Here is a 13,144-nt window from a genome sequence, read left to right as displayed (position 1 = left end):
GGGACACGTCGGAACTGCCCCCATGGCAACCGGTGGAATCCCCGTCTCGCTGCTGGCCGACCTCCTGGCGGTGTTCATCATCGCCGCGGGGGTCGGCATCCTCGTCACCAAGGTCGGGCAGTTCCCCTACACGATCGCCCTGCTCATCGCGGGGGTCGCCGCCTCCGTCGTCGGCGTCACCATCGACATCGAACTGTCGCACGACCTGATTCTCCTCGTGTTGCTACCGCCGCTGCTGTTCGAGGGCGCGGCCACGACAGATCTCGAACGGCTTCGACGGAACCTGGTTCCCATCCTGCTGCTCGCCGTCGTCGGCCTGCTGGCCTCCGTCGTCCTCGTCGGCGTCGCCGGCGCGGCGCTGTTTCCCGGATTCGACCTCCTGCTCGCCCTGCTGTTCGCGGCGATGATTCTGCCGACTGACCCCGTCTCCGTGCTGGCGCTGTTCGAGGAACTCGGCGCGCCGGAGCGACTGGCGACGCTCGTCGAGGGCGAGAGCCTCATCAACGACGGGGTCGGCGTCGTCGTGTTCTCGGCGTTGCTCGGGTACGTCACGAGCAGCGCCGAGGGCGGCGCGGGGGCGGGCGAACTGTTCACCGTCGGCGGGATCGGCGAACTGGTCGTCGACATCGCGATCGTCTCGGGCGGCGGCCTCCTGGTCGGCCTGGCCGGGGGCGTCCTCGCGTACTCGGTGATGGTCTCGCTGGACGACCAGATGACCGAGATCATCCTGACGATCATCCTCGCCTACGGCGCGTTCCTGCTGGCGGAACACTACGCGGCCGACGTGCTCGGCTTCCACCTCTCCGGGGTCATCGCCACCGTCGTCGCCGGCCTGTTCATCGGCAACCGCGGCGCGGAGTACGCGATGAGCCCCCAGACGAAGATCGCCGTGTTCAACACGTGGGAGACGGCGGCGTTCATCGTCAACACGTTCATCTTCCTGATGATCGGCGTGACGACGCCGATCGGCGACCTCCTCTCGAACGCGGCGCTGATCGGGATGGCGATTCCCATGGTGTTGCTCGCCCGCAGTGCGGTCGTCTACCCGCTGACAGCGCTCGCGAACCGCCTCTCTGAACCCTCCGTCCCGCGCTCGTACCAGCACGTGATGGTCTGGGGCGGGCTGCACGCCTCAATCCCCATCGCGCTCGTCCTCGGCCTCCCGCCGTCGACGCCGATGCGGACCGAACTCCGCGCGATGGTGTTCGGCGTCGCCGCCTTCTCGCTGGTCGTTCAGGGCCTGACGATGTCGAACGTGCTGGACGGCCTCGGCATCGTCACCCGGAGCGACGCGGAACAGTTGTACGAACTGCTGGTCGGGCGGGCACGGGCGGTCGACGCGGCCCTCGACGCCGCCGACGAACTCCACGCCAACGGCGACATCCCACAGGAGGTGTACGACCGGTTCACCACGGAGTACGAGCGGGAGAAAGACCAGCTCAACGAGGCCATCGCCACGCTGATGCGGGACAACCCGGAACTCAGACAGGAGCAGATCCTCGCGGGTGAGCGGCGACTCCTCCGGCGCGAGAAGAGCGCGCTCATGGACGCGACGCGAAACGGCGTCATCTCCGGGGACGTCGGCGACGAACTCATCGAGGAGATCGACATCAAACTCGACCGGGTGCAAGACGGCGAGCAGACCGTCTCGGAGAGCGAGGAGAGCTACGAGGAGTTCTGGCGGCAGCGAGTCGAAGAGTTCGGGCTCGACCTCGCCGAGGAAACGGACGCCGATACGACCGGGGACGAAGAGCTATCGGCGGGCGGAGAGTAAGCCGAATCGCACTGCAGTCGGTCTGTCACTCCCCGTCCGACGACACCGACCGGGCGGCCGTCTTCGCGCCGTAGTAGGCCCACTCCGCGCCGTAACAGAACACGCACCCGCGGAATTTCGGCCGATCCGTCGTCGCGTCGTCGTCCGAGTTCGTGGCCATGCCACCGTCTACGGCCGCGACACTATTCAAGCCCGCGGCAGTTGTGCGGCCCGGACGGCCGCGCGTCGACACCCGAGCGACACGCTTATTCGGGCGAGACGACCACCTTTCGGTAACGCAGATGAGCACGGAGACGACGGACCCGCGCGAGACGGAGGCCTTCCAGCAGGTGTGTGCGGAGCTGGTCGACCGCATCCTCGCCGGCGAGGTCGAGCGCGACGACGTGGAGTCGGCCAAGATCGAGGTGTGTCGGGAGTACTCCGCGCCGAAAGTCCCGAAGAACTCCGAACTGCTCGATTACGCGCCACAGGAGCACCGCGAGGTGCTGGAGGAGGTCCTCCAGCGCAAGCCGGTGCGGACGGCCTCGGGCGTCTCTCCAATTGCGATTATGACGTCGCCAGAGCGCTGCCCGCACGGGAAGTGCCTCTACTGCCCCGGTGGACCCGACTCCGAGTTCTCGTCGTCGCAGTCCTACACGGGCCACGAGCCTGCGGCGGCCCGCGGCGAGCAGAACGACTACGACCCCTACGGCCAGGTCACGCTCCGCCTCAATCAGCTCCGGGAGATCGGTCACCCCGTGGACAAGGCCGAACTCATCCTGATGGGCGGGACGATGACGGCCCGGAGCCACGATTACCAGGAGTGGTTCGTCAAGCGGGCGCTGGAGGCGATGAACGACTTCGACGTGGACGCCGAACCGTCGCCCGAGGAGGGGGTGAGCTTCGCCGAGGACCGCGAGGACTACGAGTTCCGGTACCTGGAGGACGTGATCGCCGAGAACGAGACCGCAGACGTGCGCAACGTCGCGACGACGTTCGAGACCAAGCCGGACTGGTGTGACCCCGAGCAGATCGACCGGATGCTGGACCTCGGCGGGACGAAGGTCGAGGTGGGCGTCCAGACGACCTTCGAGCGGATCAACCGCGAGATGCACCGCGGCCACGGCGTGCAGGCCTCCATCGACGCGAACCGCCGGCTCAGGGACTCGGCGTTCAAGGTCGGCTTCCACATGATGCCGGGCCAGCCCGGGATGAGCAAGGAGATGTGCCTGGAGGACTTCCGGCGCATCTTCGACGACCCGGACTTCCGGCCCGACTACCTGAAGATCTATCCCACGCTCGTCGTCGAGGGAACGGTCACCTACGACTGGTGGCGCAAGGACGAGTTCGAGCCGCTCTCGAACGACGAGGCGGCCGAACTCGTCGCGGAGATCAAGGACATGATCCCGCGGTACACCCGTCTCCAGCGCGTCCAGCGGGACATCCCCGCGGACTTCATCGAGGGCGGTGTCTGGAAGTCGAACCTCCGCCAGCTCGCCCGCAAGCGGATGGACGAGCACGGCTGGACCTGTGACTGTATCCGCTGTCGCGAGGCCGGCCACAGCGACGAGGTAGCCGAGAACGTCGAGTTCGACGTCCTGACATACGAGGCCTGCGGCGGCACGGAGCACTTCATCTCCGTGGAGGACTTCGATAACGACGTGCTGGTCGGCTTCTGCCGGCTCCGGTTCCCGAACGAGCCCGTCCGCCGCGAACTGCAAGACGCTGCGCTCGTCCGGGAACTCCACGTCTACGGCAACGCGGTCGGCGTCGGGCAGCAAGGTGGCGACGAGGACCACCAGCACAAGGGCTACGGCCGGAAACTGCTCGAACGAGCCGAGGAACTGGCGCGGGACGCCGGCTTCCCGAAGATCGCCGTCATCTCCGGTATCGGCGTCCGGCAGTACTACCGGGAGAAACTCGGCTATCGGCAGGACGGCCCGTACGTGAGCAAACGCCTCTAGCCGTGCGTTCGGGGACAAGCGACGTATTTTCGACGGGGGGATAGCGTGTTCGAGCGGCAATTGCGCGACCGCGCGCGCCGAGTGGCCGACGTTACCGAAAGCGTGGCGCTATTTTCAGCCACTATACGTATAGCCACCAGGACCCGGCCCGCTGTTCACCCTCTCAGAGGACCCTTACTCATCAGGTAGGGTTGATGGGTTTATTAGCTGAAAACGCCGGGTAGCGGTCGAGAAAACGGATAATCTGAGATTACCTCCCGATTGCCGCCCGCTAACTAATTACCACAATGGCATCGGCCCAGTCATGGGTAAGCTAACGGGCCTGTGGTTGGCAGCGATGATGGCGCTCTCGGTGGTGGCGATGGTCACGACACCGCTGGCGGCGTCGGGCGTCGCGGCCGCGACGAACCACGACACGAGCAACATCGATGTAAGGGACGCGGGTCTCATCGACTCGCAGGTCGACAGCGGGGGAATGTCGACGCCGCAGCCAGAACTGTGGGTCAAACTAGAGAACACGGGCGGTGAAGCAGGAAGCCTGCCGCTGACGGTCGAAGTTGGCGGCGAAGAAGTCACCGTCACTTCCGGGCAAGACGCTTCCATCCCGGCCGGAGAGACGGTGAACAAGACTGTCACGTACGTGCTTGAGACAGACGACGGATACGTCGAGAACGGCGAACACGAGGTGACGGTCAACGGCGAACCGGCCGGCACGCTCGTCGTCGGCCAGACCGACATCCAGATCACGGACGTTGAAGTGAACACGACGACGGTCAGCGAGGGCGGAGCAGTCGAGCTCTCCGTTACCGGGACGAACGAGGGCTCGCTGGCCGGTGAACGTGTGGTAGAGACATTTGTCGATGGGAGTGCCGTCAGCGCGGTAGAACTGGAGTTGGAACCCGGTGAGACTGGAACCGAGACGTACGTGCACACCTTCGATGAGGCCGGAAATTACGGATTCGGTATTGTGAGTGAAACCCGCGAGATCACCGTCGAGTCCGACGACTCCGGCGGCGGGGCCGGGCCGCCGTCGGTGGCCGTCAACGATGCCGGACTCATCGACAAGCGGGCAGACAGCGAACAGATGGCGACGCCACAGCTAGACCTGTGGGTCGAAGTAGAGAACACGGGCGGGCAATCGGGTTCTCTTGACCTGACGGTGGAAGTCGGCGGTGAGGAAGTCACCGTCATCTCCGGGCAGGAGGCCTCCGTCCCGGCCGGAGAGACGGTGAACAAAACGGTGACGTACGTGCTGGAGACGGACGACGGCTACGTCGACGTGGGTGAACACGAGGTGACGGTCAACGGCGAACCGGCCGGGACACTGGTCCACGATGGACCCGATATCTCGGTCACGGACGTGGCCTGGAACCGAACCACGGTAAGCGAGGGCGGGGCAGTCGAACTCGCCGTGACCGGGACGAACGAGGGCACGGTGGCCGGCGATCGAGTTGTCGAGGCGTCCGTCGACGGTGACACCGTGACCGCGGTGACGCTGGACCTCGATTCCGGCGAAACTGCTACCGAGACCTACGTTCACACCTTCGAAGAAGCCGGGACCTACGAATTCGGGACTGCGAGCGAGACTCGAGTGATCACCGTCGAATCCGACGACTCGGGCGGCGGGGCCGAACCGCCGTCGATGACGGTGAGCGACCGCTCGCTCAGCCCCGAGGTCATCTCGGCGGGCGACAGCGTCGACATTTCCGCCACCGTCACGAACAACGGCGACCAGCGCGGGACGGCCGAGGTCACGTTCGCCGTGGACGGCGATCAGGAGGAGACGCGGGAGGTGACGCTCGATCCCGGCGAGTCGACCGACGTGTCGTACACGCGGACGTTCGACCGGCCGGGGACCTACGACGTCGCTGTCGACGGGGAGTCCGCTGGCACCGTGGAGGTCTTCTCGGACGACGCAGTCGGGGTCAGTAACGCAGGCCTGCTCGACACGCGGATCGACTCGGGACAGATGTCGACGCCGCAGCCGGAACTGTGGGTCGAGCTGACGAACACGGGCCAGCAGACGGCGACCGTCCCGGTGACGGTCGAGGTGGGCGGTGAGGAGGTCACCGTCACCGCCGGACAGGAGCCGACGGTCGCGCCCGGCGCGACAGAGAACGTGACGGTGACGTACGTCCTCGAAACTGCTACCGGCGGCTACGTCGAGGACGGCGAGCACGCGGTGACGGTCAACGGCGAAGCCGCCGGGACGGTCATCGTTGGATCCTCCGATATCGGCATCACTGCCGTCGAGGCGAACCGGACAACCGTGAGCGAGGGCGAGTCCGTGGAACTGGCCGTGACTGGCGAGAACACGGGCGTCATCTCCGGCCAGCGCGATGCGCTCGTCTACGTCGACGACACGAACGTCGGCGGCGTGATTCTGCGACTGGGGCCCGGCGAGACTGGGACGGACCGATACGTCCACACCTTCGAGGAGGCCGGGACCTACGAGTTCGGGACGCTGAACGACCGGACCGAGATCACGGTCGAGCAGACGCCCGCCGAGTTCGAGGTCCGGGACGCGACCCTCGGAAGCCAGTCGATCACCGAAGGCGAATCGGTCGACGTGACAGCGACCGTCGAGAACGTCGGGTCCGAAGCAGGGACCTTCGACGCGACGCTGACCGCCGACGGAGCGACCGTCGACTCCAGTTCCGTGGGACCGCTTGCCCCCGGCGAGACGGAGACCGTCACGCTCAGCGCCCCGTTCGACAGCAGCGGGGATCGGTCGCTCGCGGTCAACGGCGTCTCCGCCGGGACGCTGACCGTCGAAGCCGCGACCAGCAGTAACAGTGGCGGCGGTGGCGGTGGCGGCGGTGGTGGCGGAGGCGGTGGCGGTGGCGGAGGCGGAGGCGGTGGCGGTGGCGGCTCTGACGACGGTGACAGCGATGACTCCGACGACGCGACCTCGTCCGACGGTGGCGGCGCGGAGCCGCCGGCCGTCACGCAGTCGCAGACCGGAGACACTGTGACGATCAGCGTCGCGGCGAACGCCTCGAACGCGACGATCGACCGGTCGCTGAACCTCACCGGCCCGGACGCCTCGGCTCCGTCGTTCACGCTCTCGTCGCTGTCGCTGTCGCTCACCAACGGAAGCGGTCCGTTCAACGCGACGCTGTCGGGTCCCCACGCGGTGCCGGACAACACGACCGCCGTTCGCGACGACGGCGTGCTCGGCTACGTGACCGTCGCAGACGACGGCAACGCCACCGACGTGCGTGGTGTGACCTACACCGTGGCGGTGAACGAGACGGCACTCCCCGAGAGGACCACTGTCGACAGCGTCCAGGTGTTCCAGTACCACAACGGGACCTGGAGCGAACTGAACGCAACCGCAAACGCCACCGACCAGACGGTGCAGGTAGACGCGCCACGGCTGGCGACCCTCGCTGTCGTGACGCCGGGAACCGGCGCGGCGGGTGGGGCAGCGGTCCCGAACTCGTCGACGCCCGTGGAACCGACGGTCACGAACGCGGCGCTGACGGCCGACTGGGTCCGGGCGGGACTGAACACGTCTGTCTCGGCGACGTTCCAGAACCCGACCGAGACGGCAGTCGAACGGACGCTGACGGTCACCGTCGACGGTGAAACGGTCGCCACGAAGACCGTCCGGCTGGAACCGGGCGAATCCACGACGCAGATCGAGTTCGAAGCCACGGAAGGGACCGTCTCGGTCAACGGCGTGGCGGCGGGCGACCTCCGTGTCGGGACTGACGGGACCGGCGTCGAGGAGAGTCAGGGCGCGACCGGCGAGAGCGCCGGTCAGGAACAGACGACGGACGACCCCGCGACTGCATCCGGCCCAGGCTTCACGGTCCCGCACGTGGCCGTTGCGCTCGCGCTCGTGGCGCTCGTCGTCCACGCGCGTCGCCGTCGCTGACGCCCTGCGGTCTAAGGGACCACCTAATCCCGGTTTTGCACCTCCGTAACTAATCCTGTACTCACGAACGTCCGGGTATGAAGAAGCTCAGCGCGCTCTCTCTCGCGATGTCTGTGGCTCTCCTCGGCGTTACCCTCTGGTCGTTCCCGATCGCCGGCGACGCGGGCGGGACCGCGGCCGCGTCGCTCGCGAACACGGACACGGACTCGTTGGTGAACGAGACGACGGACACGCAGACCGAGACGGCGACTGCGGAACCAACGGAGACGGCAACCGCGGAGCCGACCGAGACGGCAACTGCAGAACCAACGGAGACGGCAACCGCGGAGCCGACCGAAACTGCGACTCCAGAACCGACGGAGACGGCGACCGAAGAGCCGACCGAAACCGAGACCGTGACAGAAGAACCGACCGAAACCGAGACCGAGGAACCGACGGAGACGGCGACCGAGGAACCGACGGAAACCGAGACCGCCGGCAGTCAGGACGACGGTGGGGATTCCGACGATGGAGACGGTTCGGACGGCGGTAGCGGCTCCGACGACGATGATGGTTCGGACGACGATGATGGTTCGGACGACGATGACAGCGGTGACGACGGTGGTGGCGCGTTCGAACCGGACGAAAACGACGACGAGAGCGGCGGCGAAACCGTGTCCACCGAAACTGCGACGCCGACCCCGGTCGAGACTGCGACGGCAACCCCGGCCGCGACCACCGAGGCATCCACGGTGAACGAGAACGGCGTGCGAATCGAATCGGCGTCGCTGACGGCCGACTGGGTGCGTTCGGGGTTCAACACCACCGTGCGGGCGCAGGTGACGAACACGCGCTCGAGGGCTGTCACCGAGACCTTCGTCGTGACCGTCGACGGGGACCGGATCACGACGCGAACGGTCGAACTGTCTCCGGGCGCCGAGACCAGGGTTCGGGCCGAGTTCGAAGCCGTCGAGGGGACGGTCAGAGTCGACGGCGTGGAGGCGGGCGACCTGCGGGTCGCGAACCAGTCGGTCACGACCGGTGAGGACGACAGCGTGACTGGCGAGTCCACGACCGGGTCGTCTGGACCGGGCTTTTCCGTCCGGCAGGTCGGCCTGCTGGTGGCGCTGCTGGCCGTCGCCGGCCGGACTGCTCAGGGCCTGCGTGACCGCTGAGTTACAGACGCGACGCTGTCGTGTGGTGGGTTTTTACTCGCACCGTCCGACACCCTGCGTATGACTCGTGACCTCGCGGTCGTCGGTGCTGGCGCTGCCGGCGCGGCGGCGACGTACGCGCTCCGTGACGAGCCGGTCGACGTGACTGTGTTCGAGAAGAGCCGCGGCGTCTGCGGGCGCGCGGCCACCCGCCGGAAGGGCGATTGCACCTACGAGTACGGCGCGAACTACCTCAAAGCCGACGACGACCGCGTGACGGAACTGGTCACCGAGGCGCTCCCGACCGACGGGCTTGTCGACGTCGAGGAACCGATCTACGCCTTCGACGCCGACGGCGACGTCGAGCCCGGCCGAGACGCCGACGAGCACAAGTGGACCTACGAGGCGGGCCTCACCCAGCTCGCGAAGCGGCTGTTCGCCGAGACCGACGCCACGGTCGAAACCGAAGTCCGCATCGAGACGCTCGACTGCCACGAGGACGGCTGGACCCTGCTCGATTCGGAGGGGACCGATCTCGGGCGCTACGACGCGGTCCTGCTGACGCCACCGGCCCCCCAGACCGCGGACCTGCTGGGCCAGGCCCGGTGGGGGCACGACGACCGCCGAGCGCTCCGGCAGGAGATCGCCGCCGTCCCGTATCGGACCGTCGTCGCCGGCGTCCTCCACTATCCCTACGAACTCGACGTGCCGTGGTACGGCGCGGTCAACGCCGACAAGGACCACGACGTCGGCTGGGTCTCCCGCGAGGAGTGCAAGGACGGCCACGTCCCCGACGACGAGTCGCTCCTGATCGTCCAGATGAACGAGCCCTGGTCGGTCGCGAACTACGACGAGCACCCCGACCGACTCGTCGATGCCATCGCCGAGCGGACGGCGCGACTGCTCGACGACGACCGACTCGCCGACCCCGACTGGACCGACCACCAGCACTGGCGCTACTCCCAGCCCGAGGGCGAGGTCGACCGCGACCTGCTCGCCCGCGCCAGCGAGCACGACCTCTACTTCGCCGGCGACTGGGTGGCCGGCGAAGGCCGCGTCCACGCGGCCGTCAGGAACGGGCTGGAGGCGGGCGAGGCCATCGCCGACGACGCCTAACGGAACCCCTTTGGGTCCCCGCCGACAGCCACCGATATGGACCACAAGCGGGAACTGACGAGCGTCGACCTCGCCGCTCTGGAGGGCGAACTCGCCGGCTACGAGGGCGCGAAGCTCGACAAGGCGTACCTCTACCCCGAGGACGACCTCGTCAGGCTGAAGCTCCGGGACTTCGACCGCGGCCGGGTGGAGTTCGTCATCGAGGTCGGCGACGTGAAACGCGCCCACGTCGCCGACGCGGCTCACGTCCCGGACGCGCCGGGCCGGCCGCCCGACTTCGCGATGATGCTCCGGAACAGACTCTCCGGGGCCGACCTCGTCCGCGTCGAGCAGTTCGAGTTCGACCGCATCATCGAACTGGAGTTCGACCGCGAGGACGGTTCGACTACCATCGTCGCGGAGCTGTTCGGCGACGGCAACGTCGCCGTCCTCGACGAGCACGGCGAGGTAATCGACTGTCTGGAGACCGTCCGGCTCAAGTCGCGGACCGTCGCGCCGGGGACCCCCTACGAGTTCCCGTCGGCGCGGTTCAATCCGCTGACCGTCGGCTACGAGGGATTCGTCGCTCGCATCGAGGAGTCGGATTCCGACCTCGTGCGCACGCTCGCGACGCAACTGAACTTCGGCGGCCTCTACGGCGAGGAGCTGTGTACCCGCGCCGGTATCGACTACAACGTCGCCGTCGGCGAGGTCACCGACGAGCAGTTCCAGCGCCTCTACGACATCGTCGACGAACTCGGCACCCGCCTTCGCGAAGGCAACGTCGACCCGCGGGTGTACTACGAGACGGTCGGGGACGAGGAGGCCGACGACCCGGACCGCCGGCGCGTGGACGTGACGCCGATTCCGCTGGAGGAGTACGAGGACCTCTACAGCGAGACGTTCACCGAATTCAACACCGCACTGGACGACTACTTCTACAACGTTGAGCGCGAGGAGGCGGTCGAGGGCGGCGAGACCCAGCGCCCGGACTTCGAGGCCGAAATCGAGAAACAGAAGCGCATCATCCAGCAGCAAGAACAGGCCATCGGGGACTTCGAGGACGACGCCGAAGCGGAGCGCGAGAAGGCCGAACTCCTGTACGCGCACTACGACCTCGTCGACGAGGTGCTCTCGACCGTGCAGGCCGCCCGCGACGACGACGTGGCGTGGGACGACATCGAAGCGAAGTTCGACGAGGGCGCAGAGCGGGGCATCCCCGCCGCCGAAGCGGTCGTCTCACTCGACGGGAGCGAGGGGACCGTCACGCTCGATATCGACGGCACGCGCGTCACGGTCGACGCAAACGAGGGGGTCGAGGTGAACGCCGACGAACTGTACAAGGAGGCAAAGCGCATCGAAGAGAAGAAAGAGGGCGCGCTCGCGGCCATCGAGGACACCCGCGAGGACCTCGAAGCGGTCAAGCGACGACGCGAGGAGTGGGAACGGGACGACGGCGAGGACGAGTCTGCGAACGAGGCCGACGAGGACGAACCGACCGACTGGCTCGCCGAGGCGTCGATCCCCACGCGCTCGACCGAGCACTGGTTCGAGCAGTTCCGCTGGTTCCACACCTCCGACGGCTTCCTCGTCATCGGCGGCCGCGACGCCGACGACAACGAGGAACTCGTCCAGAAGTACCTCGAACGCGGTGACAAGTTCTTCCACGCGCAGGCCCACGGCGGCCCGGTCACGGTGCTGAAAGCGACCGGCCCGAGCGAGCCGGCGAAGGAGGTCGACTTCCCGCAGTCGTCGCTCGACCAGGCCGCGCAGTTCGCCGTCTCGTACTCCTCCGTCTGGAAGGACGGGCGCTTCGCCGGCGACGTCTACATGGTCGACCCCGATCAGGTGTCGAAGACGCCCGAGAGCGGCGAGTACTTGGAGAAGGGCGGCTTCGCGGTTCGCGGCGACCGGACCTACTTCGAGGACACGCCCGTCGGCGTCGGCGTCGGCATCACCTGCGAGGACGAGACGCGGGTCATCGGCGGTCCACCGGCGGCTATCGAGGGTCAGGCGGCGACGACCGTCGTCGTCGAACCGGGCCAGTACGCCCAGAACGACATCGCAAAGCGGCTCTACCGGGAGTTCAGGTCCCGGTTCGCCGACGAGTCGTTCGTCCGCAAGGTCGCCAGCCCGGACCAGATACAGGAGTTCCTGCCGCCGGGCGGCAGTCGGATGGTGGACGAGTGATGCGCGGGCCGCAGAGCTTGGAGTGGGCCGAGCCGTGAGTGATCTGGGCAAGATCGACCGCGAGGTGTTCGATCGGGTCATCTACCCGGAACTCGGCGCGGAGCGCGACGACGTGGTGCTCGGGCCGACCCACGGCGTCGACTTCGGCGTGATCGACGTGGGCGGCGAGGCGCTCGTCACGGCCACAGACCCGCTGTCGGTGCTGCCCGACCTCGGCTTCGAGACGGCCGGGCGCTTCGCGATGGACGTGGTCCTGGCCGACGTGGCGGTCTCGGGCGTCCCACCGTCACACCTCTCGGTGACGTTCACGCTCCCCCCGGAGATGACCGACGACGAACTCGCGGCGATGTGGAGCGGGATGGCCGGCAGGGCCGAGGAACTGGGCGTGAGCGTCGTGACCGGACACACCGCGCGGTACGACGGGGTCGACTACTCCTGGGTCGGCGGCGCGACGGCGCTGGGCGTCGGGTCTCACGACGAGGTCGTCCGGCCGGACGGGGCGCGACCCGGCGACAGACTGATCGTGGGGACCGGTCCGGCCGCCGAAGTGGCCGGCCTGTTCGCCCGCCTCTTTCCCGCGGCGCTCGACCTGCCGCCGGAGCGCGTCGCCGTCGCGCAGGAGCGCCTGGCCGACACCGCCGTCGTCGAGGACGCGGCGGCCGTCGCGAGTGCGGGCGACGTGACGGCGATGCACGACGCGACCGAGGGCGGCATCACCGGCGCGCTCGTCGAGATGGCAGACGGCGCGGGCGTCCGGTTCGACGTGGACGGCGACGCGGTTCCGATGGCGGACGGCGTCGCCGACGTCTGTGATGCCGTCGGCGTCGATCCCTGGCACGTCTCCAGTTGCGGGACCCTGCTGGCCGCGGTCGACCCCGCCGACGCCGACGACGCGGTCGCGGCGCTCGAAGCCCGCGGGACCCCAGCGGCCGTCGTCGGCGAGGTGCGCGCTGGCGATGGGCTGTACGTCGACGGGACGCGACAGTCCCACCCCGGTGCGGACCCGTCGTGGGAGGCCTACGCGCGGTTGCAGGCGGCCGCCGACGCCGACGAGGACCGCACGGAGTGACCGCCCTGGACGGGACTCGCCCCGGACGGGTTCGCCGTCGCGGGCGGCGTCGGTTGT

Annotated in this window: 8 protein-coding genes; 7 read left to right on the top strand and 1 reads right to left on the bottom strand. The window is 67.9% G+C overall.

The window, feature by feature from the left end; all coding sequences use genetic code 11:
- Positions 1-22 precede the first annotated feature (22 nt).
- On the top strand, positions 23-1,774 hold the full coding sequence (locus tag ACOZ4I_RS08230; RefSeq protein WP_424004690.1) for a cation:proton antiporter: 1,752 nt from the start codon (positions 23-25) through the stop codon (positions 1,772-1,774).
- 25 nt (positions 1,775-1,799) lie between these two features.
- Here ACOZ4I_RS08230 and ACOZ4I_RS08225 read toward each other — a convergent pair whose 3' ends face one another.
- On the bottom strand, positions 1,800-1,934 hold the full coding sequence (locus tag ACOZ4I_RS08225; protein ID WP_424004689.1) for a hypothetical protein: 135 nt from the start codon (positions 1,932-1,934) through the stop codon (positions 1,800-1,802).
- A 121-nt stretch (positions 1,935-2,055) separates the two neighbouring features.
- On the opposite strand from ACOZ4I_RS08225, the gene ACOZ4I_RS08220 reads away from it, so the two are divergent.
- From ACOZ4I_RS08220 to ACOZ4I_RS08195, 6 genes are all read left to right on the top strand, one after another.
- Positions 2,056-3,717, top strand: a complete 1,662-nt coding sequence (locus tag ACOZ4I_RS08220) for a tRNA uridine(34) 5-carboxymethylaminomethyl modification radical SAM/GNAT enzyme Elp3 (RefSeq protein WP_424004688.1) — start codon at positions 2,056-2,058, stop codon at positions 3,715-3,717.
- A 304-nt stretch (positions 3,718-4,021) separates the two neighbouring features.
- On the top strand, positions 4,022-7,600 hold the full coding sequence (locus ACOZ4I_RS08215; RefSeq protein WP_424004687.1) for a CARDB domain-containing protein: 3,579 nt from the start codon (positions 4,022-4,024) through the stop codon (positions 7,598-7,600).
- Positions 7,601-7,677: 77 nt separating this feature from the next.
- Positions 7,678-8,754 carry a hypothetical protein gene (locus ACOZ4I_RS08210; protein ID WP_424004686.1) on the top strand — a complete coding sequence of 359 codons (1,077 nt, stop codon included), beginning with the start codon at positions 7,678-7,680 and terminating at the stop codon, positions 8,752-8,754.
- A gap of 60 nt (positions 8,755-8,814) precedes the next feature.
- Positions 8,815-9,849: an NAD(P)/FAD-dependent oxidoreductase gene (locus ACOZ4I_RS08205; protein ID WP_424004685.1), complete on the top strand. Its 1,035-nt coding sequence runs from the start codon at positions 8,815-8,817 to the stop codon at positions 9,847-9,849.
- A gap of 36 nt (positions 9,850-9,885) precedes the next feature.
- Positions 9,886-12,018, top strand: a complete 2,133-nt coding sequence (gene rqcH / locus ACOZ4I_RS08200; RefSeq protein ID WP_424004684.1) for a ribosome rescue protein RqcH — start codon at positions 9,886-9,888, stop codon at positions 12,016-12,018.
- 34 nt (positions 12,019-12,052) lie between these two features.
- A complete protein-coding gene (locus ACOZ4I_RS08195) occupies positions 12,053-13,087 on the top strand; it encodes an AIR synthase family protein (protein WP_424004683.1) in 1,035 nt (344 codons plus the stop codon).
- The last annotated feature ends 57 nt before the right edge of the window (positions 13,088-13,144 follow it).

This window comes from Haloarcula salina (assembly GCF_049603855.1).
Classification (GTDB): domain Archaea; phylum Halobacteriota; class Halobacteria; order Halobacteriales; family Haloarculaceae; genus Haloarcula; species Haloarcula salina_A.
This window is presented reverse-complemented; position numbering and strand designations above follow the sequence as displayed.

Bases quoted from the DNA above. Each gene is read 5' to 3' on its own strand.
- ACOZ4I_RS08225 (WP_424004689.1), bottom strand. From the start codon at position 1,934: ATGGCCACGAACTCGGACGACGACGCGACGACGGATCGGCCGAAATTC.
- ACOZ4I_RS08215 (WP_424004687.1), top strand. From the start codon at position 4,022: ATGGGTAAGCTAACGGGCCTGTGGTTGGCAGCGATGATGGCGCTCTCG.
- rqcH (WP_424004684.1), top strand. From the start codon at position 9,886: ATGGACCACAAGCGGGAACTGACGAGCGTCGACCTCGCCGCTCTGGAG.
- ACOZ4I_RS08205 (WP_424004685.1), top strand. From the start codon at position 8,815: ATGACTCGTGACCTCGCGGTCGTCGGTGCTGGCGCTGCCGGCGCGGCG.
- ACOZ4I_RS08230 (WP_424004690.1), top strand. From the start codon at position 23: ATGGCAACCGGTGGAATCCCCGTCTCGCTGCTGGCCGACCTCCTGGCG.
- ACOZ4I_RS08210 (WP_424004686.1), top strand. From the start codon at position 7,678: ATGAAGAAGCTCAGCGCGCTCTCTCTCGCGATGTCTGTGGCTCTCCTC.
- ACOZ4I_RS08220 (WP_424004688.1), top strand. From the start codon at position 2,056: ATGAGCACGGAGACGACGGACCCGCGCGAGACGGAGGCCTTCCAGCAG.